This is a genomic window from Anaerostipes rhamnosivorans (assembly GCF_005280655.1).
GTDB lineage: Bacteria > Bacillota > Clostridia > Lachnospirales > Lachnospiraceae > Anaerostipes > Anaerostipes rhamnosivorans.
In genome coordinates this window covers 1,370,399-1,395,631 of record NZ_CP040058.1, presented here as the reverse complement: position 1 = coordinate 1,395,631, position 25,233 = coordinate 1,370,399, and the positions used below count along the sequence as shown (strand labels likewise).

Genomic DNA, 25,233 nt, shown 5'->3' with positions numbered 1-25,233 from the left:
TCTTATAAACTTCCTTCCTACTTATTTTCTTTGATGTATGCCTCAACAGCTTTTCTCACAGTTGCAAAATTACTCGGGCCATTTTCAAGGATGGCTTTGTGAAACTCTTTTATTTTAAACTTCTTGCCGAGTTCCTTGGAAGCTTTGCTCCGTAGTTCCTGGAACTCCAGGGCTCCTGCATAATACTTAAGGTAATAACCGGGTTCTGCCGCCACAAGACGATATAGATTTTCAACACCAGAGGTACCGTACCCCATATTCTTCATAAAATCCTTCGCCTTGCTAAGACTCCAGCCACTGTAGTTGACTTTGATGTCCAGATAACTTCCCAGGCACATGTTCATCTCATCGTTCACCCGCTTTAACTTTCCGACAGATTTATCGTAGGGCACGTAATCGTATGCATGCATTTCCACATAGGTGGCCCATCCCTCGGAATAACCGGGGAAATCTAAGATCAGCCGTATATCATCCGGATCTGTGCTGAGGAAATAATTATTCTCATAGAGATGCCCCGGATAGCCTTCATGGGCTAACGTAGTGTAGAGGCTGCTGTTATCTGTGGAACCTTTGTTGATATAAATAGTATTTTCCGTCTCATCATCAATAGGCGGAACCATATAAAAGGCAGGGCTTAAGGTATCCTCCAGTGCTTCCGGCACATATTTGATCTTATAATTGACTTTTTTAAGCGGCGGATAATCCTTTTTCGCCTGCTTCTCCAAGTCTGCTAAAATCTTTTTAGGATTTGTCATCACAGGGTCAAAGTTATAAAACTTTTTCTGGAGGCTCTTGTCATTCTCCATGAGCCGCATCATCTGTTTTATACAGCTTTGCATCCGCTGGATCAACTTCAGTTCCAGCTCCTTGATGGACTTAGCTGTCCCTGTCCTCTGCCGCAGCACCAGTTGATAATAGTCCTTGCCGTTTTTAAGCTTGCATATGCCCCCGCTGTTTTTTCCCGTACCTTTTAGGGAAAGTATGGTCTTTTTTAAATTCCGGAATGCAGGATAAACAGAACCGGTGAGCAGCTTTTTATTCTTTTTGCTATATTCGGCCTTCTGCTTTTTACTCAGCCCGGAAAACGAAGAGATACGCTCCTTAAAGGTGGCGTTTAAAATATTCTTTTTCCCGCTCTCCTTCAAAAAATCATTGATCTGTTTTACCGCATTGTCTGCCGTTTGATCTGTCACATAAAGGCCGGCTTTGGACTGTGCTTTCAGATATTCCCCTGCCTCTGTAAAATAATCAGGGATCTGGCTTAACAGCTCCAAATAATCCTCGATATCCTTCTTTCTATAAAACTGATATTCAGCCAGCGTCACCGGAAGATTGGACTGAAGCCCGGATACATCCCCGATGATATTGGAGTACAGAGGATACTTTTCGTCCTCAATCAGCATATCCAGATAATCCTTTAATATATCATAAGTCAGCTTCTGATCCTCTGTCAGGCTGCTCCTGTCAAACTCAGCAAGTTCAGAGGCCGTCTTTTTGTTTTCCTTCAGTGCCTTTTCGTCAGTACCCGGGACAATATGCCCAATGGAAACCTTGTCCTTTTTTATTCCATACTTTTCCGGATTCTTCAACTGATAGTGAAGATTCAGTGTGTTGTCCGAAAGGCTCTCTTTTACCTGGCGGCTTAAAAACTTGTCAAACTCTTTTTGTACATTGGTCTTTGCCTGCTGCTCTGATGCAGTCTCAGCCTGATCTGTACCACCCTGTCCGGATGGAAGACTGCATCCTGCCAGAGAAACCGCAAGCATCAGGGAAAGCAGCAGGGAGATCAGTTGTTTTCTTCTTTTCATCATATTCTTTATCCTCCCGGGAATTCGCTTCTTATCAATATTTTAAATAAACAACACAAGATATGCAACCTAAAAATCCAGAAGCGGATATTTCTTTAAATCTCATCCCACGATTTATTTACCCATGTTATACTATAATCAAAATTACAGAAAGGCAAGGTAGCGCATATGCCTAAGATATTGATCATTGAAGATGATAAGGAAATCCGTCTTCTTCTGTCTGATTTTTTAAGTGAACATGGATATAGGACAATCTGCAAGCAGGAGGGGCGCCATATTGGGGAAACCCTAGAACAACAAAAGATCGACCTGGTACTTTTGGATCTTATGCTCCCATATAAAAGTGGTGATCAGATCCTGCCAGAAATACGTTCCTGCTCTGATGTTCCGGTGATCGTCATTTCCGCAAAAGGTACCACTCAAAATAAAATTGATCTGCTCCGCCTGGGCGCTGATGACTATATCACAAAACCCTTTGACCTGGAAGAAACCCTGGCAAGAATCGAGAGCAGTCTGCGCAGGGCAAAGCTTCAGATAGCTCCAGAACATGCTCTTGAATTTCAGGAACTGACCTTGGATGTAGAGGCCCATACGGTACAAGTGAAAGGCCGGGAGCTTACACTGACCGCCAAGGAATATAAGATTCTGGAACTGCTCATGAGATATCCGGACAAAATATTTTCAAAATCCAATCTGTTTCAAAGTGTTTGGAACAGCGAATATTTCAGTGAAGATAATACGTTAAACGTCCATATCAGCAATTTGAGAAATAAGATGAGGACTCTGTCACCAGACTTTGAATATATTGATACCGTCTGGGGCATCGGATACCGCCTGCACAAGGGCTGAACGCTGCACTTAAGATTTATTTTATGATTTTGTGCCCTGATTTAAGAAAATCTTTAAGGTTGAGACTTATACTTGTATTCTAAAGAAAGGAGCACAACATATGGGTTCTACAGTTTTAGAGGCACACGGCCTTACAAAAATTTTTAGACATACTCCAGTTCTGGACCACGTAGATCTGACGGTGGAAAAAGGCAAAATATACGGTTTCATAGGGCAAAACGGAGCAGGAAAGACTACATTTCTCCGCATTACAGCCGGCCTTTCCTTTGCCTCTAAGGGCACGCTTTCTCTCTGGGGCAGGCAGAGCAGGGCGGATCTGCAGGAACAGCGTAAAAGAATGGGCTGCATGATCGAGACACCGGCTCTGTATCCTAATCTGACCGCTTTTCAAAACATGGAGGTACAACGCCTTTCCCGCGGTATCCCCGGCAAATCTATAATCGCAGATTGTCTGCGTCTGGTGGGCCTTGAGGACACCGCAAAAAAACCGGTGAGAAACTTCTCCCTTGGAATGCGCCAACGCCTGGGCATCGGAATTGCACTGTTAAATACCCCGGAATTTTTAATCCTGGACGAACCTATCAACGGACTCGATCCCGCTGGTATCGTTGAAATACGCAGTCTTCTCAGACATCTGAACAAAGAATATGGAATGACCATCCTGGTATCCAGCCACATTCTGGAGGAGCTGTACCAGACAGCATCACAATTTATCCTGATCCACAAAGGACGTATCATTGAAGAGCTCTCAGACAGCCAGTTAAATGAACAGTGCAAAAGACATATCGCTATAAAAACAACGAATCCCCAAAGTGCTCTCCTGGCACTGGAGAAGAAACTGCACACAGAACAGCTCCGCCTTATGCCCGACGGAACGATACGCCTGTATGAATCTCTGGATGATGTAGAGACGGTGGCCCGGCTTTTGTCAGAGTCCGGCATCCTTGTGACCGGTTTAAACCTGTCCGGCGATACTTTAGAAGATTATTTCTTAAGAAAGGTAGGTAAGGCTTCCCATGAATCAACTGTTCAAGTCTGAATTCTATAAACTGATAAGGCAGAAAAGTTTCTGGGGTCTGACTGTATTTTCCTGCCTTCTGAGCAGCATCCTCCTGCTGGACGGATCTTTCCCCACAGATGCACAGGCTTTTTTTGATCACGCACTTTACGCCCTGCCCCTTCTCTATGTATTGATCATGGTCTTCGGCGCTTTGTTTGTGGGAAAGGATTTTGACATCCGGACGATACAAGCTTATGTCTGCGCCGGCCACAAAAGAGGAAACATCCTGCTGGCTAAGGCCACAGTCCATCTTGTGGGCAGTGCTGCCATCCTTTTTTCGCCGCTGATTCTTCACACAGTCACCGGATACATCCTGTATGGAATACCCGGCAGCGGCATAACACCGATTTTAATGAAATCTGCCATGACTTTCTGGATCATCTGTGCCATGGGCATGCTGCCCTGTATTTTTGCGTTTCTTTTTAAGGATGTGGGGAAGACACTAACTCTGCTATTGATTCTTTATTTTATCATGCTTTTTCTTTTAAACGGCCGGCATTATCGCCTCATGGCTTTCTGTCTTCCCATGGGACAGCTTAGACTTCTGTCTCTGAATCAGCTGTCGGGATTTTATATATCTGCTTTCTTTACTGACTGTATCTGGATCCTCGTCTGTTACTCGTTGGCATACTGGAACTTTTCCCGTTCGGATTTGAAATGAGGTGAATATTTTGATTAATCTGTTAAAAATGGAGCGTTTTCATCTGTTCCACAACCGGACTTATTGGCTGAGTGCCTTTCTTATTTTTATGCTTGGTTTTATAACAGCGGACACTTATGTTTCAGAGCTGTTCGGCCCGGAAGAACGTATCGCCAGCTCCCTCGGCGATGTATTTAACGGCATGGTATACGACAGCACATTTTTGCTCATTATCATTTCCTGCGTATTGGCATTAATCCTTGGACAAGAGTTTTCCTTCAGGACCATCCATCAGGAAATCAGTGCTGGTCATTCAAGGCTTATGGTTTTTATAAGCAAGACTACTGTATATCTTTCTGCGTTTAATCTTCTGGCGCTGGTCTATCCCACTGCCGGATGTATCAGAGAATTTTCACGCTTCGGTCTGTCAGATCCAGGCAGCTTTTTCTATGCGCTGGCAAAGGCAGCCTTCAACTCCTTCCTGCTCAACAGCTCTGTTTTTCTGATCCCCGTACTCTGCTGTTTTGGCCTAAAAAGTATGACAAAAGCACTCTCTGTCACCGCTCTGGTCACCTTTGTTTCCAGCCTGTATCTGGGATACGGCATGATGCTGAAACTGCCGGTCCGCTTTCTTCCGGCCTTTCAGATCCGCAAAATGGTAACCGGAACAGACATCTTTTCTATAGAAAGTCTGGCGGTAGCCGTGGCCTGGAATGCCGTGCTGATTTATGCGTCCTGGCATATTTTCCGCCGATGCGATTTGAAATAACTAAAAGGGAGGCTTTATGAACTTTGTAATCTTAATTCTTCTTGTTCTCGCCGTAATCTTATCTATAAAGTACATAGTCATAAAAAAACAGATCCACAGTATCTCCCGCCAGATAGAGCAGGTGACTACCCGTGAATCCGAAAAAATGCTGGATATATCCTTTGTTGACCCGGACTTAGAATTACTTGCCGGACAGATCAACACTGTTTTCGCAGGGCAGAGGACCGCCACCGCAAAAATACTGCAGCACGAAGAACAGCTGAAGGAATCCATAGCCGGGATCTCCCATGATCTGCGCACTCCGCTGACGGTGATCCTCGGCCACCTTCAAATGCTTAAGGATTCAGATCTTCAGCCGGATCAGCTTAAGCGGGTTGAAACTGCCCTTCGGAAATCTTACCGACTGAAAGATCTGATCGACAACTTTTACGACTTGTCGCTGCTGGAAACAGAACAGATTGAACCTCACTGGGAGAAGATCAACATTTCCAACCTCCTGATCGACTTTCTGGCGGAGAACGCTCCGCTGTTTGAGAACAGACATGTTCATCCACAGATCAAAATCCCTGATACCTCTGTTTTTGTACTGGTAGACCGCAGTATGCTGGACAGAATCCTGCAAAACTTGATCACAAACGCAGTCCGTTATACGACAGACACAGTGGACATAAGCCTTACACTATCCCCAGATGGGCGTGCCATTTTTCAGATATCCAATCCTGTCTATGATCCCGAAAAACTGGACGTGGACCGGTTATTTGAACGGTTTTATACCGGGGACCCATCACGGAGCACAGAAAGTACGGGCCTTGGGCTCTCCGTTGTAAAAATCCTGCTTGAAAAACTCCAGGGCAGCGTCTGTGCTTCGGTCCGCGGATCTGTCCTGTATATTACAGTCACACTTGAAACCCTTCTCAAAGATTAATGGTCGTGGTGGCTTCCATGTCTGTGATGTCCCTGCTGCCCCTGCTGCTGGTCTTTCCCGTGCTCATCCTCACATTTCTTTGTGTAGTCTTTGATCTCACTGATTGAATGATCCCTGCACGTCTCTACTGTTGCCGTCTGGTCCACCCTCTGAAGTTCCTTAATGGCAAGATACTTAGCCGGTGATACATTCCAGTGATGGGATTTCTTCTTCACCGTTTTTGACACAGCATAAACTTCAACTTCATGCCCGCTGACACATTGGTCGATCTCGGTATGCAGTTCCTTTATCTCAGAAGATTTTACTGACTTTTTCCCCTGGACCGTTACAGAGATGATGCCGTCTTTCTTTAAATATCCCTTTTTCTTTATTTTCTTTAAAAGGATAGAAACTGCATCCTTATAGCTTTTGTGTTTAAGATCCAGTCCGGAAAGCACCTCTTTCCCGTCCTGGTTGTAGGCAGACACCCTGATCACCCGTTCAAAACGGTTGACCGATAATTCTATGGAGGGATTTACATCCAGATCTATATAACTGCTCTCTGAAAAATATATTTGATATGAGCCAATTCCGAAAAAAAGTACGAATGCGGCCGCTGCCAATGCAGCAGAGAACCTGTATATGCCTCTCTTTTGTCTGGGCCTTTCGTCTAATCTCTTTAACACCGCTTCTCTTGTTTTTTCCTTTAACTCTTCTTCTGCCTTGATTTTCTCAAAAGATCTGTGTATATCATTCTTCAAAAAAGTCACCTCCTAAATTTTCCTTCAGCTTATTTCTTGCTCTTCCAAGCCAGGTATAGATCGTGTTTTCTTTTTTATGAAGAATCAGGGCGATCTCCGGCACCGTATACTCTTCATAATAAAAAAGATACACTACATTTTTAAATTTAGTCGGCAGCTTTGCTACTGCATCAAAAACATCCAGATCTCTTTCTTTCAAAAACACCGGCTCTGTACTGACAGAGTCAATGGAGACAGCATTTTTTCTGAAAAAATTCCTCAGCACATCTTTGCATCTGTTCACAGTGACCCTGATCAGCCAGGCCTTTTTATGTTCTTCGTTTTCAAAGCTGATGTCACTCTGCATATACTTTAAAAATACGTCCTGAAACACATCTTCCACATCACTATAGTTTTTCAGATGCATAAAACATATTTTTCTGAGCATATCAGAATACATTTCGATTGTGTTGGTCAGATCTGCTTCACTTCTCATTCTTGCCCTCCCAGGCATTTCTCTTATAAGCTTTTGTTTCTATGCGTGATGCTTTCCATGGTGACTGCTTTTGTGTCTGTTGCTGTGATGCCCATAGTGGCGTTTATGAGTATGTTTCTTTGTAATCGTACAATTAGAACGACCGCAGTTGTAATGCTTTGTTTTCTTATGATGTTTTGCTTTGGAATGATGCTTGTGCGTAGTTGTTTTCTTGCATGATTTTACAGTACATACTGTCTTGACTGCCGGTTTCTGGATCGATATATTTTTTGCTGCCCCGCTTCCGGAAAATGAAGAAAATCCTCCTAAAAACACAAGTCCTGTAGTGATGATTGCTGCTGAAACTTTCATTTGATCCACCTTCTCTTTCTTAAATGTTTTAACGTTCTATCATTAATACGATTCAATGAAGGGAATCCTTTCACAGTTTTTTTATTTCTTTAAACTGTTTATTTCTTAAAGACAAAAGCCAGCTGCAGACGGGGATCTTATATAATGAACCAAACCTTCTTTTTTCCAATAATTTTACATATATTCTACTACATCTTCCATTATTTATGTTATATTTATATATATTAGCATCATACTCAAGAGGGATGTGACTTTAAATTTAACACAGAGGAGGTATTTTATGAAGAAAAAGTTGTTATGTTTTTTCCTGGTAGCTGCGATTTTGGTTCCTGCTTTGCCTGTAACTGCAGATAATAGCTGCCATCATGAGTGGAGCGAATGGGATACCACAATTGAACCTGACTGCGGAAATACTGGGGAGGAATCCCGTTTCTGCTTTAATTGCTATGAGGACCAGACTAGGACTGTTCCTGCCACGGGGGATCACTTGTGGGATGACTGGTATAATACCAAGAAGTCAACCATCCATAAAACCGGATTGAAAAAACGCGAATGCATGATGTGCTATGCAACTCAAACCAAAAAGACAGCAAAGGTAAAACCCTATGTAAAGTTCACGAAAAAAACAGTCAAATTAAAAGTTTCAAAAACTTATAAACTTAAAATCAAATATGCAAAAGGTGATTCAGTTAAGAAATGGAAATCCAGCAACAAAAGAGTTGCCACCGTTTCAAAAAAGGGAAAGGTAAAGGCAAAAAGGAAAGGTACTGCCAAGATCACAGTTATTATGAGATCCGGCAAAAAAGCTACATGTAAGATCAAAGTTTCACGCAAAAAGAAAGCATCAAAGAAGAAAACTGTAGCAACGGTCTATTGGACACCTGGAGGGTCTGTATATCATAGCACCATAAATTGTCCTACTCTCAGCCGTTCTCGGACAATCTATTATGGCTCCGTATCATCCTGCCCTAAAAGCAGGCCTTGTAAAGTTTGCTTCTGAGAATATATCTGGAGATTATGAACCAAAGCAAAGAAACTTGTATAAAATAGCAAAAGCATTAGATGTTGATATATCTTGGCTCATGGGAAATGATGTTCCTTCTGAAAGTCAGGGAAATGAAATAATGTCTTCCTATGAACTTGCAAATATTACAAACAAAGTTAAGAATGATATACAAGCCCAGGAGTTATTAAAAATATACTATGATAGTTTAAACGATGATAACAAGCAAAGAATATTGGATCTCGCCAGGGCTTTGGGAAGCAATTAAGCTCCCCTCTTCTGTCCCACCATTTCCATTATAAGATTATAAATAAAAGTAATATCATCTTCAGATAAGTTAGGTAATTCTTTTATAATTAGTTTTATACAATCTTTTGTTATCATATGTATCTCTCCCTTCATTCAGCAAACGTATGTTTGTATTTATTATAACGCACAAAAAGAATGCTTACAACAAAAACCAGAACATTTGTTTGTTTTTTATAAATGCAGCGACCTAATTTAACTAATTGCATTACTAGTTGTTATTTTTATTGTATTTTACTACTTTTATCATTGTTTGTGTAAACTTTATATAGATTACCATAATTTACATTATATTTACATCAATACACTTAAGAGGGATGAAACTATTAACTTTTTACATTAAGGAGAAGGCGCAATGAAAAAATTAATGATGAGGGTTATTCCCTTAATTTTCGCTGTTTTTATTGTTAGCGGATGTTCGCATAAGGAAACAAGTAAAGCCAAGGATGAATACAAAAGCTATAAAACGTATGCTTTTGCTGACGATTTTACATATAAGGCTCCTGCAAATTGGGAGTTTGATGATTCAAGTAATGAAAATTTTTTTCATTATAAAAATAAAGATGATCATAGTGATGGTATGCTAAATGTCTCGTGTGTTTATGATGCAGGAGGGTTAGTTTCTGATAAATATTCATTTGACACATGGATTGAAGGGATAAAATCTAGAGATGATTATGTAGGGGAAATCAAAATCAGTAATATAAAAGTTGATGGTCTGGATGCAAAAAGATATAGTCATAGATTAAAAGTAGAAAATCAAATATATTATATAGACAACGTTGTATTTAATTGTATAAATGGATGGGGATATGTTGGCATATTGACCTTGAATAAGGAAGACTATAAAGATACATTTGACAGAATAATAAATTCAATCGATATAAACGAAGATGCCAAATCTACCACAGAAGCCATAACAGAAGCCACTACGGAGGCAACCACAGAAGCTACTACCGAAGCATACTCGCCGACTGCAGGAGAAGAAAACGCTCTAAGTAAAGCTTATAACTATCTTGATAGCATGGCGTTTTCTAAATCTGGATTAATTGAACAGCTTGAATATGAAGGATTTACAAAAAAAGAAGCAAAATACGCAGTTAATAATTGTGGGGCAAATTGGAAAGAACAGGCCGTAAAGAAGGCTGCGCAATATTTGAGCAGTCAATCATTTTCCAGATCAGGATTAATCGAACAACTTGAATATGAGGGATTTACAAGCAAACAAGCAAGGTATGGCGTAAAGAAAGCATACAAATAAATACAAAAACTGCCCGGAGGAAATTTCATATATTTAAGATGGGGACAGCAGAAAAAATTTTGCAATAAGGAGAAGAATTTTTTATGAAGAGAAAGATATTCTGGTTATTTACAACTTTAGCTTTAATATTTTCAATGACAGGATGTGTGTCAAAGCAGGAAAAAAAAGTATTGAAGATTGATGCATTAAAAAAAGAATATGCAAGCATAAATTCGTTTATAAAATCTATAAATTGGAAATATTCCGGGGATGAACTAGAAAAAGCTGGATACTCAAAAACAACTTTCCCTGACGAAGGATATGATTTAGAGTATTGTTTAGACGATATTGTTATAAAAACGCTAGGAACGGTAGAAAAATCTCATATCTCAGCATCTTTTAAATTTAAAAATGATAAATTACAAGACGTTGAACTATACTACCTTGCGAGTGACAAAAATGACTATAAAGAAAAATTTGAGATAATCTATTCAGAATTAGATAAAACTCAGAGGTTTAAGGAACATTTCTTCTTTGTCAGGGAAAACAAAAATGATAAAGGTTCGATCGGTAAATTAGAAAAAACTGATTCAGCAGTTGAAAAAAATTCTGACTTAGCTGATATTGCTGGTGTTTACTATGAAGGTTTTATATATAAAGCATTTTTTACTTCAAAAGATGCTCGATATAAAACGTCTCAGCTAGTTGGAACAGGTGCCAAAACAAAAAACGATGACGTAGGATTTAGCATTATTTATAATATTGCGAACGATAATTCATATTCAAACAAATGATAACAAACTAAAAAACCGCCCGGCGGCAACCGGACGGCACATAAGATACTATTATCAGGATGACGCCTGATATAATACGATTTGCACTCATATTATATCATTTTGGCACCCGTTCTGGCAATAGGTGTTATTTTTATACAATTTTTTAGAAAGGATGATGTAATATGCCAACTGCAAAAAAGCTACCAAGTGGATCCTGGCGGTGCCAGGTATACAGCCATTCCGTTATTTTAACAGACAAAGATGGTGATATTGTATATGATAAAGATAAGAAGCCAAAAAAGAAAAGGATTTATGAAAGTTTTACTTCAGATGATCCGACAAAAAGAGGAAAAGTCGAGGCTGAGGCAATGGCTAGTGACTTTATACTGAACCGAAAAGGAAAAAAGAAAAGGTCAAAGGACGTTGATATGACCCTATTGCAGGCAATCGACAAGTATATAGACCAACATAGTGAATCCCTCTCCCCCTCCACCCTTAAAGATTATGACACAATAAAAAGAAATGGCTTTCAGGATATTATGCTACTAAAACTCAGAGAGTTTGATGAGGATATTCTTCAGGATGCCATTAACCGTGAATCTAAGCGTGTTTCTAAGGGGAGGTGTAAGAATCCTAAGCCTATATCATCAAAACGTCTCAGAAACGAATATGGATTGATTAGACCGGTATTAAAAAAGTACCGAAAAGATATTGATTTTGAAGAAATCTCTCTCCCTCAGGTTGCTCCAAGAAACCCAGAACTCATTCCACCGGAAATTATTTTCGACATCATAAAGGATACCGATATTGAATTGGCCGTTCTTTTAGCTATGTGGTTATCATTTTCACAATCTGAAATCAGAGGCCTGACAAAATCAAAGTCCATTAACGGGGACTATATAACAATTAGAGAAGTTATTGTAGACGGAAAAGATGGTCCGGTAAAAAAAGAAATCGGAAAAAATAAATACAGAAATAGAAGACATAAAATCCCGGCGCGTATAAAAGAACTTGTTGATAAAGTTGAAGGGGATGTATTGGTTCCAATGAGTGGCAGTGCAATTTATAATAAATGGATACGTTTATTAGATGAACATGAGCTACCGCACATCACTTTCCATGATCTCCGTCACGTCAATGCCTCCGTTATGGCCCTGCTCCGGATCCCGGATAAGTACGCTCAAGAACGTGGCGGCTGGAAGTCAGACAAAGTCATGAAAAAAGTTTATCAACAGACATTCCCTGAAGAGCGCGAAAATGTGGATAAGAAAATTGATGATTATTTTGAAAAGAAAATGCAACACGAATGCAACACGAAAAAGAAAAAGAGCACGTAAATACGCGCTCTTTGCGATGGACTAGGCGGGAATCGAACCCGCGTCCAAAAACCCATCCCCTCAGGCATCTCCCATTACAGTCTCTGTATTGACATTCCCTCCATGCTGCTCCCAGAGACAGGATCAACACTTCAGTAGCTTCATAAATACTTCATCTGCCGCAAAGCTTAAGCAGACGAGGGTTCTACATTATTTGAAGCCTAATAACAGGCTGTAGATGACCTGTCACAGACTACTGCAAGCCCTTAGGCTGCAGCGTACGCTAATTTATTATCTGCGTTTAATTTAAGTTTACACCGTAACGTGGTCTCTCCGAATGGCTTCCCGAGCTTCAGAATCCCTGTCGAAACCAGTACTAGCCCGAATATTTCCTTATATAGTATAACCCTTTTTTTGTGAAAAAGTCAATAAAAAGAAATAGATTATCCCAAAAACATATCATAGATCAGAACAATGATAGAAATATGGACAGGATAAAACAAATAAAAAAAGTATTTCATCCCTCTTCCTCTCTTTCCATGGTATGTCTGGAGAACCAGCAATGTGCCGAGAGCAAAACATAACTTTATGATATAGACAGGAAGCATATGTAAATCAAATCCATAAGCCAGGATGTCCTCTGCTGGAATCTTTACACCATAAAACAGGAAAATAAGAATACCAAGGGCAAGTAATTTCTGCTTTTTCTCTTTCAAAGCGTAACATACAAATACAGCAAGAACACCATAACAATCATAATCTGTATGAAGCAAATGAGCAGTTGCCGCACAGAAGGCAACGATCAGAAAACCTACCGATGCTTTATCCCTCTTGTTCATCTCCTCGTATGCGAAACATGCACATGCCCCCAAAAACAGTGTAAATAAAACATTCGTGCACCCTAAATGCAGCTTTAGAGGCATTTCTGTGATGGCATCCAAAAGATACTGGAACGGAATCTCTGACAAAACCGCAAACACCAAAAGATTTCTTAAATAACGAAATCTATGTTTTGTATACCGACATGATTCTGCACAGAAGAATGCAAAAATAAAAAACGACATAGAAGTAATGCCAAAAAGCAGCACTATGATGTTGTAGCTCAAGCCTTCACTTATGTGTAACCATGCACTCATCCCAGTTACGATCCAAAAGAGAAATACTTTATAGATATGGTCTAAAAGCATGGTCACGGCTCCAAATATCTTAAGTTGAGATGCGGTATATTCTTTATGTATTAACATTATAACTTTTCCTTTTCATACTGCCGGGATCACCTCTTGTTATAGGGTAAATGCCGGGTCAGAATTTGATCTAAAAGCTGGATATCAATAGGCTTTGGCATAAAATCATCAAAACCTTTCTTCTTAAACAACTCCTGGGCCTCTTTTGTCACGTTGGCCGTCAAAGCGATGACCGGTATTCTCTTCTTTTCTGCGTCAGGCAGCGACCGGATGGCCTTTAATGTTTCAATGCCGTCCATTTCCGGCATCATATGATCTAAGAAAATCAGATCATAGCTGTATTCCTTCACGGCCTCTACTGCCTCTCTCCCGGAACTTACACAGTCAATCTGCATCTGGTACGGGGCCATCAATGCCTCTGCCACCCCAAGATTGATTTTATTGTCATCTACAATCAGCACTTTGGCCTCCGGGATCGGCTGTATCATGGAAATATTAAATTGTTCAACTGAATCAAATGCATCCTTTTTCCCGGAATACAGCAGGGATTCCAGCCCAAAACAGAACAGTGGGGAATATACTGCTGCCTCATCCGCCCCATAAGGATCTTCTTCCTGCCGAAGAAGCACAATGCTTTTATATGGCCCTTTGATGCATGTACTTTTTACTTTCGATAACGTTTCTTGGTCTGCCAGGATAAAATCAAAACGTTCCTGTACAACATTCTTCAAAAACTTCCTTTGATCCGATTCAAGCCGGTAGGAGATCTGGTAATCCTTTAATGTTTTTTCGTACAGGGCACAAAGATCCTTGTCTGGCTCATATACAGCCAGAACACGTTCTGTAGGCCAGCTGAGCTGAACAAGTTTTTCTTCTCCAACCGGTCTCTGGCAAATGACCGCTGAAAAAGAGGCCCCTTCTCCATAAACACTGTCCACAGTAATACTTCCGTCCATCATCTCCGCCAGATTCTTGGATATGGCAAGACCCAGGCCGGTTCCTCCGCTGCTGTGACTGTAATGAGAATCAATTTGTTCAAAGCTGTTGAACAGGCGGTTCATATCCTGCTTTCTTATCCCAATCCCAGTATCCTCCACTGTTATAGTCAGCAGGAACCGGCCATTTTCCATGCTACCATGAAGGTGCAGACAGATATATCCCCGTTCTGTAAATTTCACTGCATTGCTCAGCAGGTTTACCATGATCTGTTTTACCCGAGCCATATCCCCGTATAGGAGGGCCGGAAGATCCTCGTCTAAGTCAACATAAAATTGTACAGGCTTATCACCGATTTTTAAAACAGTCAGCGCTGTTATATCTGTCATCAGGCTCCTCAGACTGTATTTTTCCTCGATCAGCGTAAATTTCCCCGCTTCGATCTTGGAATAGTCCAGGATATCGTTGATGATCACAAGAAGGCTTTTGGACGAATGATCGATGGTCTCCACATACTCTCTCTGTTTTGCTGTGAGATCTTCCCGCAGTAGCAATTCACTGACTCCTGTGACAGCGTTCATCGGTGTACGGATCTCATGGCTCATATTAGCCAGAAATGTTGATTTCATCTCAGCAATGTGCTGCTGGTTTTTGGATACCGCAAGAGAAACCACAACAGTGGTCAGGAGGACTACAAATATAACAACACAGGAAACACTGAGCATCGCCAGCTCCTTTGTCAGTACTGCTGTATTTGCAGACACTGCGTCCTTGCCCACAATGTTTACGACCGTCCAATCATGAAATCCCAGAGGCTGGTAATATGCATATTGTTCTGTCCCAAGGTGGTCATAAAGTGTCATTCCCTTTCTATTATGATCTATATCATCCTTTACTTTTTCCAGACTGTAATCACCATCAAAAATATTATTTTCCAGCACTCTAAAATAATTATTATAATCCATGCTCTTTGTGCGCAGTATCAGTTCTCCCTGTGCATCAATCATATAAGCATATCCGTTTCCATTAAAACTGCTGATGCTTAAGGCATCCTGCAATTTCTTGATATCCATCATAGCAACCAGAGCGCCGTCCGGGAGGCCTTTTTCTCCTTCAACCGGGATAGAAAAAATAATTCCTGAAGCAGCCCTGTCCTCTAAGATCTTACGCTGCACATCAGTGATCACTGCCTTCCCTTTGCACGCGTTAATATAATAAGGCTCCTTTGAAATATTGTCCCGCCGCTTCATATCAGGTGTCCATAGAGTTCCCTTTCTGTCCGCATAGCCGATAAAAGCAATGCCTGGCTTTTTTCTGACATGGGAAAGATAAGATATCTTATTCCCACTGCCCTCAATGGATGACAGTGCGTCAGCCGCCACCTCCAGAGAAGTCTGGGTGTCCTGAATGATCGTCTGGGTGTGGGATGTAATCTGCTGTGCTGTCTCGGCCAGCCGGACCTGGTTTTCCTTGGCCAGAGTCTGGTCAAACCTGCGAAAATAAAAAATGACAGCACCAATAAACACAACGGTCAGAAGCAGTATGGCCCCGCTGAGGCAGTGGATCAATTTTTTAGAATAACTTGAACTTCTCATTTTTTTCATAGACCATACTCCCGGCTGTCATTGTCATTTTTCCTGCCTGATCCTCTGTCTCCGCAGCTTGTCCATCTTCTTCAGACATTCCTTTTCAGTGATGTTCTGGTCTGAAACCATGTATTCCTGGATGCAGGAGGCATCTGTCTGAGAAAATCCCCGGATCCTGAGCCACGCAATGGAATCATGATAGTTCCGGTCGATCAGACGCTCAGACTGCATATACTGAGGCGTGGAGATACTTGCCGTCTGGTTTTTAAAAACCGGTGCCGTGTATATCCTTTCAAACGCCTTATTATAATTAAATGGGTCTGCCAGAAAAGTGACAAAGTTAATGGCATCCGACAGTTTTGAACTGTGTTTATTCACTGCGACCAGCGCAAGGTTGGGACCCTCAAAAGTACCCTGGTCTGGGACTCCCATGAATGCCGGCATGATGCCATACTCTGCCGGATTTCCATCAAAGTCCGTGTAAAGCCATGTATCCCAGCAAAGCATCATACCGTATTTTCCGCTTTTCATAGCACTGTTCATTCCGTCCCAGGTATTGTCGGTATACTTCTGTCCAAGATATCCTTTTTTGGCCATCGTCTTATACCACTTCAATACACTCCTCATCTCCGGGAGATCCAAATAACCCATTTTTTGGTCATTCATGTTTTCAAGCGTCTGTGAATCACCCACGATCGTGTCCAAAGGAAACTGATAGAGCATCATCGATGATTCCTTAAATGGCATATACAGTGGAGTGATGCCGTTCTTTTTCAACACCTCACAGACTTCCAGAAACTCTTTCTGTGTTTTCGGAACCCGTAAATGAAGCTTTTTAAATATTGTTTTGTTATAGATGGTTCCAGAAATAGATGCCTCCCAGTGGGGAAGACCGATGATCTTTCCATGGTAGATTGCCTGATTGACTGATGTGTCAGTCAGATCATCCACCCAGACAGCATTGGTAAAATCATATAGATTTTTATCCGGATCGATACTGTCAATATTCGTTCCCCCGTAGGTCAGCAGCAGGTCAGGCTTGCTCTCCTTACCTGCAAAAGCATTCTTGATCTTTTTCTGGAATTCATCTTTCGGAAAAGATTTTATCTCTATATGGCCGCCCGTGGCAGCTTCATAATTATTGACAGCTCTTTTCATATAGACACGTTCCATCTCCGGTTCCTGAGACCAAAGGACCAAAGCCTGTCCGCTGTTTTTCTTCCATTGATACTGAGGTTTCTTATAAGGAGATGCCGGTGCCATGGAAACCTTCTGTGAACTGCAGGAAGTACAACCCGTAAGACAGGCTGCCGCAAACAGCAGACATACGAGCGTAAAATAGATTCTTTTCATGATCCCATCCTCCTTATGCAGAAACACTGCTTTCTTAAAGAATATTATATCACGCTTAAACCATGATGTGGTAAAATAATACCAGTCTTAATAAGAAAAGGAGGCCTGACTATGACAAATCAGAAAATTGTATTTTTTGATATAGACGGCACACTTCACGATCATTCCGGCAAAGTGACTGAAAGTACACAGCATTCCATAACAAAGCTGATTTCCAACGGCCATTATGCGGTCATCTGTACCGGCCGCAACAAAAGTATCATCAAACAAGATATCATTGATCTGGGATTCCATGGCATCATCGCTGGATGCGGCACCTATGTAGAATTTGACGGCAAAGTGCTGCATAACGCCGTGCTTCCCGAACAGGTGGGAAAACATGCAGTCTCTGTGCTTCACCAAACCAATGTCAACTTTTTTATTGAATCCCCTGACTACGTCTACCTTGATGATGCAGCGGCCGGCGAAAACTTTCAGGCTGCCATAAAAAGAATTAAACACAGCTACGGCCAGAATCTGCGGCCTCTGTCTTCTTGTGATTACCGCTTTTCTAAGATTACCGGGTACCCAAAAGAAGACAGTGATATCGCTGGACTGGTTCAGCAAATGCAGCCGGAATTCCAAGTGATTCTTCATCCGGAACACCAATATAATGAAATCATACCGGCTGGTTATTCCAAGGCATCCGGCATCCAAGTCCTGCTCTCCCACCTGGGACTTGCCCCAGAAGACAGTTATGCATTCGGGGACAGCAGAAATGATCTTGAAATGTTTGACGCAGTCTCCTACGGAATTGCCATGGGAAACAGCCCTGACGAAGTGAAATGCCGGGCCTCCTATGAAACACTTTCTGTGGCGGACAACGGAATTGAATATGCCCTGAAAAAATTCGGATTGATCTAAAAATCCCCCATTCTGTACTAGGCGTTTTTGTCTTATACAGGATGGGGGAATTGTTATTCTCTGCTTTCTCTTGTTTCCGGGCAAAGTCTGTGTCTTGCTGAAGGATTCCTTTTGTCATAGTCTTTGAAACTGTAATCCATATCCACAGCACCATGGATGCCTCTTACCCTTCCGTCACTGGAAAACTGCCACATATCCACATCCTCCACTCCTAAAGTAGGCTGATATTTGGCAAGCCACAGCTCATATTCCCTGAGTCTTTCTATATCAAAATAGTCCTCCAGGTCAGATAAATTTGTGTAAAACATAGGCCTGTAACCGGATCTTCTGATTTCATTACAGAATTCCCTTGTAAAGTCAGTTGCCAGATCTCTCGTGATGATAACTCCTTGATCCCTGGCGTAATCAATCGAGTCTTCTTCAAAATCAAAAGCCACCGGATACTCAATCCGATATCTCCGGATAATCCTCACACACTGTCTTGCTTCTTCTCTGGCCATCTCCTTTGTATAGGCATAGCTGAACCAGTAGGCTCCCAAAGGAATCCTTTCACGGTTACATTCCCTTGCATTGCGGTCAAATTCGTGATCTATATTTCCGTCGCCGAATCCGGCCCTGACCATTGCAAATTCAATACCATCCTGTTTCACTCTTCTCCAGTCAATCCGGCCGTCGGCGTAGCTTACATCAATTCCTTTCCTTCTGTGCATACGTACCTCCTGTCCTTTTGTAACTATAATATGCGGAAAGGGCCGGGAGGTTCCGTGCAGCTATCCCAGATTTCTGACCTTAAAGTCTCTGAGGGCTTCTCTCTTCTGGTCTTTCTTGGCGATATCCTGACGTTTGTCATACAGCTTCTTACCGCGGCAAAGCCCAACCTCTACCTTCACCAGGCTTCCTTTGAAATAAACCCGGAGAGGGATCAGAGTATAGCCTTTTCTGTTTACTTCTGACATCAGTCTTGTAATCTCAGAACTGTGGAGCAGAAGCTTCCTTTCTCTCAATGGATCTTTGTTAAAAATGTTTCCCTTCTCATATGGGCTCACATGCATCTGTTTCACAAAGATTTCTCCATTATCAATGCTGATAAAGGCTTCCTTGATACTGCAGTGGCCCTGTCTCATAGATTTTACTTCTGTTCCAAAAAGCACAATTCCCGCTTCCACGGTCTCTTCCACAAAGTAATCATGACGTGCCTTTTTGTTATTCGCAATCAGCTTTGTTCCGCCCGTCTTCGCCATGTTCATCCTCCTCAACAATCTCAAAATCAATATTTTTCAAAATCTTGTCAACTCCAGTCACCAGGATCTGTACCGGCTGTCCAAGCTTCCATGTGCGCCCTGTTCTCTCCCCAACCATAGAGTATGACATCTCATTATAATTATAATAATCTCCCGGCAGCTTTGACACATGGACCATACCTTCAATCGTATTCGGCAGTTCTACATAAATGCCCCATCCGGTCACCCCGGAGATCACACCTTTGTACTGCTGCCCGATATGCCGCTCCATATACTCCGTTTTTTTAAGCTTCTCTACTTCCCTCTCTACTTCATCCGCTCTGCGCTCCATTTTAGAAGACTGTTCAGAAACCTTAGGAAGTATGGATTCATAATGCCGGATTCTTTTGGTATTCAGCTTCCCCCGAAGAGATTCTTTTATGATCCTATGGATCTGCAGATCCGGATATCTTCGGATCGGAGAAGTAAAGTGGCAGTAATACTGAGTTGACAGGCCAAAATGACCTGAACTCTCTGTGGTGTATCTGGCCTGTTTCATAGATCTTAACGTAAGGCGGCTGATCAGTGCCTCCTCTGGAGTTCCCTCCACCTTGGTCAGCAGTTTTTGTATTTCCTTCGGGTGGATCTCATCCTTTTTCAGCTTCAGAACAATCCCGAAATTCTCCAAAAATGTCCGCAGCTTCTGAACCTTCTCTCCATCCGGATTGTCATGTGTCCGGTAGACAAACGGTGTCTCCTGCCAGTAAAAATTCTCTGCCACAGTCTCATTGGCCAGCAGCATAAAATCTTCTATGATCTTTGTGGCTGCATTTCTTTTTGCAGGAATCACATCGATTGCTTTCCCCTCTTCGTTTAAGAGAATTTTTGACTCAGGGAAATCAAAGTCCACACTGCCCCGTTCATGTCTGCGTTCCCTCAAAACATCTGAGAGTTCTTTCATCTGCTCAAACATCTGGACAAAGTCCTTATAACGTGTCCGCTCCTGTTCGTCTCCGTCCAAGACCGCTGCTACGCTGGTATAGGTCATACGCTCGTCCACAAGAATGACCGTCTCAGCAATACGGTGGCTCTTTAGGTTACCCTTTTCATCCAGTTCCATAATGCAGCTCAACGCCAGACGGTCAGTGCCTGCATTGAGGGAACAGATTCCATTGGACAGCTGATGAGGCAGCATCGGAATCACTCTATCCACCAGATAAACACTGGTTCCTCTTTTCAGTGCTTCCTTATCCAGTGCTGAGTGTTCCGTCACATATTCAGAGACATCCGCAATGTGGACCCCCAACTGATATCCGCTGTCTGTTTTTGTCAAGGTAATCGCATCATCCAAATCCTTGGCATCTTCACCATCAATGGTCACCGTCTGCCAATCCCTCAGGTCCAGCCGGCCTTCCAAAGCTGATGTTTCCACAAAAGAAGGGACCGCTTCCACTTCCTTGACAATCTCTTCCCCAAACTCTGTAGGGATATTATACGCCTTGACAATGGACAGGATGTCCACCCTCGGATCGTCTCTGTGCCCCAGAACTTCTATGATCTTCCCTTCGGGGCTTCTTCGTATATCTCCATAATCCGTGATCTCTACAAGAACCTTGAATCCGTCCGTCAGATTCCCGCACTGTTCTTTTGGAATAAAGATGTCACTTTCAAATCTTTGATTATCCGGAACCACAAAGCCATAACTTTTGTTTTTTTCAAACGTTCCTACAATCTCCTTCATTCCACGCTCAATAATCTTGATGATCCTGGCCTCTTTCCGTCTTCCGTTTTTGGCCTGGTCTTCCGTCACCTCAATCAAAACAGTATCCTCATGGAAGGCTCCGTTCATATCATTCTCAGCAATATAAAAATCGCTGTCTTCTCCCTCCACTGAGACAAATCCAAATCCCTTCTGGGTACAGGTAAAGGTTCCTGTTAACGTCTTTTTGGTAACCGGGCGGAACTTGCCTCTTTTGGAAACCTCAATAGTTCCCTCATCCACAAGCTCCCCAAGAATCTGTGCAAGCTCCTTGCGGTCTTCTGGCTCCACCTGTAAAAGGTATCCGATTTCCTTTTGTTTCATAGGCTCATAATGTTTATCATAAATCAGATCGCTGATTCTCTTTTTTCTTTGATTATATAATTCCTTTTCCATAACTTTTCCTTTTCTTTCTGCAGAATATAGGACAAACGATTTCCTTGCGTATTTGTGTGCATAACGCCCATAGGGCTTTTTTATTCTGTAGGGAGTTTGGAAGAACCTTCCTACAGAATAAAAAAACACTTCTTAAACATTATCTGCTTTAAGAAGTGTTTCCATTCTAAAGAAATCTGGAACAAAGAAGAGCTGCTGTCACAAAAAAGATCACTGTAAAAACAGTCGTCGCTTTTATAATGCTTCCTTCTCTGGAGCGGCCTTTGTTCTTGCTCCAATACGTACCGGAGATCGTTGATCCTGTCAGAGATCCCAATCCGGCTTCTTTTCCTTCTTGCATCAATACTAATATAATCAGAACAATACACGATACCAAAAACAGTATAGTTAATGCCATTTTCATTGCCTTTTCCTCCTAATGTTTCTGCTCACTGCTGATTATTCTAGCACACCTTTCCATAAAATGCAAGGATCCCGCAGTATCTTACCTTTTCTTAACAGACAGCACTGCAAAAAACAGGACAACGTTGCACCGCTGTCCTGCTTCTCCTGAGGTCTCTTCTCCATATACGGGAATATTCCATGTAAGTCCATGAAATACTTTATTTATTTTTATTATACCGCTGTACCTCTATAAATACAATCCATATCGTTTGCAAGAACCAAGTTCCTCCTCAATCCTAAGCAGACGGTTATATTTTGCTGTCCGGTCAGAACGGCACGGTGCGCCTGTCTTGATCAACCCGCTATTTGTACCAACCGCAATGTCTGCAATGGTGGTGTCTTCTGTTTCTCCGGAACGATGGGAAATGATGGTCTTATAACCTGCCCTTTTTGCAGTCTCGATGGCATCCAATGTTTCGGTCAAAGTACCGATCTGGTTAGGTTTGATCAGGATACTATTTGCCATATCATTTTCAATCCCATCCATTAGACGCTTTTTATTGGTCACAAACAGGTCATCACCCACCAGCAGGATCTTCTGGCCAAGACGGTATGTGAGAACCTTCCAGCCCGGCGCATCTTCTTCGTTTAATCCGTCTTCGATCGAGAAGATCGGATAATGCTCTGTAAGCTGTTCGTAATACTGTACCATCTCCTCAGAATTCCTGCGGATTTCCTTTCCGGTCATCTGGCTTTCCCCTGGAAAGTAGTACACATCTTCATCTTCGTCATAGATCTCTGAAGCAGCGCAGTCCATGGCGATCATCACCTGTTCCCCTGCTTTGTAGCCAGCATTTTCGATGGCTTTGACCAAAAGATCCAGAGCAGCCTCAGGACTTTCCAGATTCGGCGCAAAACCGCCTTCATCCCCTACTCCTGTGCTCAAATGATTCTCTTTTAAGATACTTTTCAGCTTATGGTAAATTTCAGTTCCCATCATCAGTGCTTCTTTGAAGGTCTCGGCTCCAACCGGCGCGATCATAAATTCCTGGAAGTCCACCGTATTGTCCGCATGCTTTCCTCCATTTAAAATATTCATCATCGGTACCGGAAGCTTACAAGCAAAACTTCCGCCTAAATACTGGTACAGCGGTATCCCCAGTCCGTTGGCGGCAGCCCTTGCCGTGGCAAGAGATGCCCCGAGAATGGCATTGGCGCCAAATTTCTCTTTATTCTCAGTTCCGTCTGCTTCGATCATGATCTGATCGATCTCGATCTGATTCAGCGCATTTTTTCCCACCAGACGGTCTGCGATCCTGTGATTGACGTGGTTTACCGCTGTCTCCACCCCCAGACCTCCGTAGCGTTTTTCACGGTCACGAAGCTCTAAAGCCTCGAATTTCCCTGTGGAAGCCCCAGATGGCACCAATGCAGATCCATAATGCCCATTTGACAATATAACCTCCACTTCCACCGTAGGATTTCCCCTGGAGTCTAAAACTTCTCTTCCTATAACATCTTCTATTGATAAGCCATATTTCAACACACTCACATCCTTTACAAGTAATTAGTAGTATTTTATCCAGATAGATGAAGATCCATACATTGAAATACAAAAAGAGAGCAGTGTGCATGAAAAAACACACTGCTCCCTTCCATAAAACGATTTATTTCACTAATAAAGACTTTCCTGTCATTTCTTCCGGCTGCTCAAGACCCATCATTTCGATCAAAGTCGGAGCAATGTCGGCCAAACATCCGCCTTCTCTCAGTTTTACACCTTCCTTGTAGTTTACTAAGATAAACGGTACCTGATTGATCGTATGAGCAGTAAACGGAGCGCCGGTCACGTAGTCAACCAACTGTTCCGCATTTCCGTGGTCTGCACAGATGAACATCTGTCCATCCACCTTTTTGATGGCTTCCACTGCTCTTCCCACGCATCCATCAACGGTCTCAATGGCTTTTACTGCCGCTTCGCAGATACCAGTATGGCCTACCATGTCAGGGTTTGCAAAGTTAATGATGATCACATCATACTGATCGGACTCAATCGCTTCCACAAGTTTGCTTCCCACTTCCAAAGCACTCATCTCCGGCTGCAGGTCATAGGTTGCCACAGATGGGGATTTAACCAGAGTTCTCTCCTCTCCCTCATTCGGAACCTCTACGCCTCCGTTAAAGAAGAATGTCACATGTGCATATTTCTCTGTCTCAGCCAGACGAAGCTGTTTTAATCCTTGTTTTGCCAAGAACTCCCCAAATGTATTCTTGATCTCAACTTTGTGGAATGCTACAATCTTGTTCGGAATTGTTGCATCATATTCTGTAAAACAAACGAAAGTTGTCTTAAAATATCCGTTTGGACGTTCAAAGCTGTCAAACTTGTCGTCACAGATTGCTCTAGTAATCTCTCTTGCACGATCCGGGCGGAAGTTGAAGAAAACAACAGAGTCATTTTCCTTAATAGTAGCGGTTGGCTCTCCATTTTCTGTGATAACAGTCGGTAAAACAAACTCGTCATTGACTTCTTCTTTGTAAGAATCCGCAATAGCATCCACGGCAGAATCTTTCATCACACCTTCTCCCATGACAAGGGCTTTATAGGCCTTCTCCACACGGTCCCAGCGGTTATCACGGTCCATAGCATAGTAACGTCCTGAAACAGTCGCAACTTTACCGACCCCGATCTCTTTCATCTTTGCTTCCAGTTCTTCAACAAATCCTTTTCCAGAAGTCGGAGCTGTGTCACGTCCATCTAAGAATGCATGCACATATACTTTATCGATATTATTTCTCTTCGCAAGTTCCAGCAGACCATACAGATGAGTATTATGGCTATGTACTCCTCCGTCGGAAACCAGACCCATAGCATGAAGGGCGCTGCCGTTCTTTTTACAGTTTTCCACTGCCTGGAGCAGTGCTTCGTTTTCAAAGAAATCGCCGTCCTGGATTTCTTTAGTGATCCTGGTAAGTTCCTGATATACGATCCTTCCTGCACCCATATTTAGATGTCCTACTTCGGAATTCCCCATCTGACCATCCGGAAGCCCTACAGCCATGCCAGAAGCATTTCCAGGGACAAACGGGCAAGTCTTCATCAGTTCGTCCATAACCGGAGTGTTAGCCGCCGCAATGGCATTGCCCTCTTTATTATCATTCAGTCCATAACCATCTAATATCATTAATACCGTTGGTTTTTTACTCATTGTAATCTCCTTTATCTTCATTGATCTCTTTTTATAGTCCGTTAA

At 42.3% G+C, this 25,233-nt stretch carries 24 protein-coding genes and 1 other RNA gene; 11 read left to right on the top strand and 14 right to left on the bottom strand.

The features are described 5' to 3' along the window. Nucleotides 1-17: 17 nt before the first annotated feature. On the bottom strand, nt 18-1,811 hold the full coding sequence (locus AR1Y2_RS06830; protein ID WP_137328306.1) for a DUF885 domain-containing protein: 1,794 nt from the start codon (nt 1,809-1,811) through the stop codon (nt 18-20). 165 nt (nt 1,812-1,976) lie between these two features. On the opposite strand from AR1Y2_RS06830, the gene AR1Y2_RS06825 reads away from it, so the two are divergent. The 5 genes from AR1Y2_RS06825 (at nt 1,977) to AR1Y2_RS06805 (ending at nt 6,051) form a co-directional block, all read left to right on the top strand. After that, the gene (locus tag AR1Y2_RS06825) at nt 1,977-2,657 is read left to right on the top strand and encodes a response regulator transcription factor (protein ID WP_137328305.1); all 681 of its coding nucleotides are present in this window, start codon (nt 1,977-1,979) and stop codon (nt 2,655-2,657) included. Nucleotides 2,658-2,757: 100 nt separating this feature from the next. Continuing rightward, the gene (locus tag AR1Y2_RS06820) at nt 2,758-3,696 is read left to right on the top strand and encodes an ATP-binding cassette domain-containing protein (RefSeq protein WP_137328304.1); all 939 of its coding nucleotides are present in this window, start codon (nt 2,758-2,760) and stop codon (nt 3,694-3,696) included. Then, entirely contained in the window at nt 3,674-4,378 is a 705-nt protein-coding gene (locus AR1Y2_RS06815) for an ABC transporter permease (protein ID WP_137328303.1), read from the top strand. The genes AR1Y2_RS06820 and AR1Y2_RS06815 overlap by 23 nt, the downstream gene beginning before the upstream one ends. Before the next feature lies 1 nt (nt 4,379). Further along, entirely contained in the window at nt 4,380-5,126 is a 747-nt protein-coding gene (locus tag AR1Y2_RS06810; protein WP_243118884.1) for an ABC transporter permease, read from the top strand. Nucleotides 5,127-5,142: 16 nt separating this feature from the next. Beyond that, on the top strand, nt 5,143-6,051 hold the full coding sequence (locus tag AR1Y2_RS06805; RefSeq protein ID WP_137328301.1) for a sensor histidine kinase: 909 nt from the start codon (nt 5,143-5,145) through the stop codon (nt 6,049-6,051). On the opposite strand, the gene AR1Y2_RS06800 is transcribed toward AR1Y2_RS06805, so the two are convergent. Genes AR1Y2_RS06800 through AR1Y2_RS06790 form a run of 3 tightly spaced genes read right to left on the bottom strand, consistent with a single transcriptional unit; the run spans nt 6,048 to nt 7,617 of the window. Next, nucleotides 6,048-6,800: an anti-sigma-I factor RsgI family protein gene (locus AR1Y2_RS06800; RefSeq protein ID WP_137328300.1), complete on the bottom strand. Its 753-nt coding sequence runs from the start codon at nt 6,798-6,800 to the stop codon at nt 6,048-6,050. The genes AR1Y2_RS06805 and AR1Y2_RS06800 overlap by 4 nt on opposite strands. Further along, on the bottom strand, nt 6,781-7,266 hold the full coding sequence (locus AR1Y2_RS06795) for an RNA polymerase sigma factor (RefSeq protein WP_137328299.1): 486 nt from the start codon (nt 7,264-7,266) through the stop codon (nt 6,781-6,783). The genes AR1Y2_RS06800 and AR1Y2_RS06795 overlap by 20 nt, the downstream gene beginning before the upstream one ends. Before the next feature lie 39 nt (nt 7,267-7,305). Next, complete coding sequence (locus tag AR1Y2_RS06790) at nt 7,306-7,617, bottom strand: hypothetical protein (protein ID WP_137328298.1); 312 nt, start codon at nt 7,615-7,617, stop codon at nt 7,306-7,308. Between the two features lie 280 nt (nt 7,618-7,897). Here AR1Y2_RS06790 and AR1Y2_RS06785 point away from each other — a divergent pair, with 280 nt between their 5' ends. From AR1Y2_RS06785 to AR1Y2_RS06765, 5 genes are all read left to right on the top strand, one after another. Continuing rightward, complete coding sequence (locus AR1Y2_RS06785; protein ID WP_137328297.1) at nt 7,898-8,617, top strand: Ig-like domain-containing protein; 720 nt, start codon at nt 7,898-7,900, stop codon at nt 8,615-8,617. Continuing rightward, entirely contained in the window at nt 8,565-8,888 is a 324-nt protein-coding gene (locus AR1Y2_RS17750; RefSeq protein ID WP_175403604.1) for a helix-turn-helix domain-containing protein, read from the top strand. Before AR1Y2_RS06785 ends, AR1Y2_RS17750 begins: the two co-directional genes overlap by 53 nt. Before the next feature lie 393 nt (nt 8,889-9,281). Beyond that, the gene (locus AR1Y2_RS06775) at nt 9,282-10,187 is read left to right on the top strand and encodes an Ltp family lipoprotein (RefSeq protein WP_243118883.1); all 906 of its coding nucleotides are present in this window, start codon (nt 9,282-9,284) and stop codon (nt 10,185-10,187) included. Nucleotides 10,188-10,270: 83 nt separating this feature from the next. Further along, the gene (locus tag AR1Y2_RS06770; protein ID WP_137328296.1) at nt 10,271-10,960 is read left to right on the top strand and encodes a hypothetical protein; all 690 of its coding nucleotides are present in this window, start codon (nt 10,271-10,273) and stop codon (nt 10,958-10,960) included. 164 nt (nt 10,961-11,124) lie between these two features. Beyond that, nucleotides 11,125-12,279, top strand: a complete 1,155-nt coding sequence (locus tag AR1Y2_RS06765) for a site-specific integrase (RefSeq protein WP_137328295.1) — start codon at nt 11,125-11,127, stop codon at nt 12,277-12,279. A gap of 14 nt (nt 12,280-12,293) precedes the next feature. On the opposite strand, the gene ssrA is transcribed toward AR1Y2_RS06765, so the two are convergent. The 4 genes from ssrA to AR1Y2_RS06745 all read right to left on the bottom strand — a co-directional run bounded on the left by ssrA (nt 12,294) and on the right by AR1Y2_RS06745 (nt 17,317). After that, nucleotides 12,294-12,641, bottom strand: a transfer-messenger RNA (tmRNA) gene (gene ssrA / locus AR1Y2_RS06760). A 60-nt stretch (nt 12,642-12,701) separates the two neighbouring features. Then, entirely contained in the window at nt 12,702-13,502 is an 801-nt protein-coding gene (locus AR1Y2_RS06755; RefSeq protein ID WP_137328294.1) for a TraX family protein, read from the bottom strand. Between the two features lie 29 nt (nt 13,503-13,531). Next, nucleotides 13,532-15,982 carry a hybrid sensor histidine kinase/response regulator gene (locus AR1Y2_RS06750; RefSeq protein ID WP_137328293.1) on the bottom strand — a complete coding sequence of 817 codons (2,451 nt, stop codon included), beginning with the start codon at nt 15,980-15,982 and terminating at the stop codon, nt 13,532-13,534. A gap of 24 nt (nt 15,983-16,006) precedes the next feature. Beyond that, complete coding sequence (locus tag AR1Y2_RS06745; protein ID WP_137328292.1) at nt 16,007-17,317, bottom strand: ABC transporter substrate-binding protein; 1,311 nt, start codon at nt 17,315-17,317, stop codon at nt 16,007-16,009. A gap of 111 nt (nt 17,318-17,428) precedes the next feature. Between AR1Y2_RS06745 and AR1Y2_RS06740 the strand changes: the two genes are divergently transcribed. Beyond that, the gene (locus AR1Y2_RS06740) at nt 17,429-18,220 is read left to right on the top strand and encodes a Cof-type HAD-IIB family hydrolase (RefSeq protein WP_137328291.1); all 792 of its coding nucleotides are present in this window, start codon (nt 17,429-17,431) and stop codon (nt 18,218-18,220) included. 53 nt (nt 18,221-18,273) lie between these two features. Here the strand turns inward: AR1Y2_RS06740 and AR1Y2_RS06735 are convergent, their stop codons facing one another. The 6 genes from AR1Y2_RS06735 to gpmI all read right to left on the bottom strand — a co-directional run bounded on the left by AR1Y2_RS06735 (nt 18,274) and on the right by gpmI (nt 25,188). Next, a complete protein-coding gene (locus tag AR1Y2_RS06735) occupies nt 18,274-18,930 on the bottom strand; it encodes a glycoside hydrolase family 25 protein (RefSeq protein WP_137328290.1) in 657 nt (218 codons plus the stop codon). A 60-nt stretch (nt 18,931-18,990) separates the two neighbouring features. Next, nucleotides 18,991-19,461: an SsrA-binding protein SmpB gene (gene smpB, locus AR1Y2_RS06730; RefSeq protein ID WP_137328289.1), complete on the bottom strand. Its 471-nt coding sequence runs from the start codon at nt 19,459-19,461 to the stop codon at nt 18,991-18,993. After that, the gene (gene rnr / locus AR1Y2_RS06725; RefSeq protein WP_137328288.1) at nt 19,424-21,595 is read right to left on the bottom strand and encodes a ribonuclease R; all 2,172 of its coding nucleotides are present in this window, start codon (nt 21,593-21,595) and stop codon (nt 19,424-19,426) included. The genes smpB and rnr overlap by 38 nt, the downstream gene beginning before the upstream one ends. A 166-nt stretch (nt 21,596-21,761) precedes the next feature. Next, nucleotides 21,762-21,998, bottom strand: a complete 237-nt coding sequence (secG, locus tag AR1Y2_RS06720; protein ID WP_137328287.1) for a preprotein translocase subunit SecG — start codon at nt 21,996-21,998, stop codon at nt 21,762-21,764. Between the two features lie 228 nt (nt 21,999-22,226). Continuing rightward, nucleotides 22,227-23,522, bottom strand: coding sequence for a phosphopyruvate hydratase (gene eno / locus AR1Y2_RS06715; RefSeq protein ID WP_137328286.1), 1,296 nt, complete (start codon nt 23,520-23,522; stop codon nt 22,227-22,229). A gap of 124 nt (nt 23,523-23,646) precedes the next feature. Continuing rightward, entirely contained in the window at nt 23,647-25,188 is a 1,542-nt protein-coding gene (gpmI, locus tag AR1Y2_RS06710) for a 2,3-bisphosphoglycerate-independent phosphoglycerate mutase (protein ID WP_137328285.1), read from the bottom strand. Nucleotides 25,189-25,233: the final 45 nt, after the last annotated feature.

Coding starts and splice junctions, on each gene's coding strand:
- AR1Y2_RS06830 (WP_137328306.1), bottom strand. CDS start 1,811: ATGATGAAAAGAAGAAAACAACTGATCTCCCTGCTGCTTTCCCTGATG.
- AR1Y2_RS06825 (WP_137328305.1), top strand. CDS start 1,977: ATGCCTAAGATATTGATCATTGAAGATGATAAGGAAATCCGTCTTCTT.
- AR1Y2_RS06820 (WP_137328304.1), top strand. CDS start 2,758: ATGGGTTCTACAGTTTTAGAGGCACACGGCCTTACAAAAATTTTTAGA.
- AR1Y2_RS06815 (WP_137328303.1), top strand. CDS start 3,674: ATGAATCAACTGTTCAAGTCTGAATTCTATAAACTGATAAGGCAGAAA.
- AR1Y2_RS06805 (WP_137328301.1), top strand. CDS start 5,143: ATGAACTTTGTAATCTTAATTCTTCTTGTTCTCGCCGTAATCTTATCT.
- AR1Y2_RS06795 (WP_137328299.1), bottom strand. CDS start 7,266: ATGAGAAGTGAAGCAGATCTGACCAACACAATCGAAATGTATTCTGAT.
- AR1Y2_RS06790 (WP_137328298.1), bottom strand. CDS start 7,617: ATGAAAGTTTCAGCAGCAATCATCACTACAGGACTTGTGTTTTTAGGA.
- AR1Y2_RS06785 (WP_137328297.1), top strand. CDS start 7,898: ATGAAGAAAAAGTTGTTATGTTTTTTCCTGGTAGCTGCGATTTTGGTT.
- AR1Y2_RS17750 (WP_175403604.1), top strand. CDS start 8,565: ATGGCTCCGTATCATCCTGCCCTAAAAGCAGGCCTTGTAAAGTTTGCT.
- AR1Y2_RS06775 (WP_243118883.1), top strand. CDS start 9,282: ATGAAAAAATTAATGATGAGGGTTATTCCCTTAATTTTCGCTGTTTTT.
- AR1Y2_RS06770 (WP_137328296.1), top strand. CDS start 10,271: ATGAAGAGAAAGATATTCTGGTTATTTACAACTTTAGCTTTAATATTT.
- AR1Y2_RS06765 (WP_137328295.1), top strand. CDS start 11,125: ATGCCAACTGCAAAAAAGCTACCAAGTGGATCCTGGCGGTGCCAGGTA.
- AR1Y2_RS06755 (WP_137328294.1), bottom strand. CDS start 13,502: ATGTTAATACATAAAGAATATACCGCATCTCAACTTAAGATATTTGGA.
- AR1Y2_RS06750 (WP_137328293.1), bottom strand. CDS start 15,982: ATGAAAAAAATGAGAAGTTCAAGTTATTCTAAAAAATTGATCCACTGC.
- AR1Y2_RS06745 (WP_137328292.1), bottom strand. CDS start 17,317: ATGAAAAGAATCTATTTTACGCTCGTATGTCTGCTGTTTGCGGCAGCC.
- AR1Y2_RS06740 (WP_137328291.1), top strand. CDS start 17,429: ATGACAAATCAGAAAATTGTATTTTTTGATATAGACGGCACACTTCAC.
- AR1Y2_RS06735 (WP_137328290.1), bottom strand. CDS start 18,930: ATGCACAGAAGGAAAGGAATTGATGTAAGCTACGCCGACGGCCGGATT.
- smpB (WP_137328289.1), bottom strand. CDS start 19,461: ATGGCGAAGACGGGCGGAACAAAGCTGATTGCGAATAACAAAAAGGCA.
- rnr (WP_137328288.1), bottom strand. CDS start 21,595: ATGGAAAAGGAATTATATAATCAAAGAAAAAAGAGAATCAGCGATCTG.
- secG (WP_137328287.1), bottom strand. CDS start 21,998: ATGAAAATGGCATTAACTATACTGTTTTTGGTATCGTGTATTGTTCTG.
- gpmI (WP_137328285.1), bottom strand. CDS start 25,188: ATGAGTAAAAAACCAACGGTATTAATGATATTAGATGGTTATGGACTG.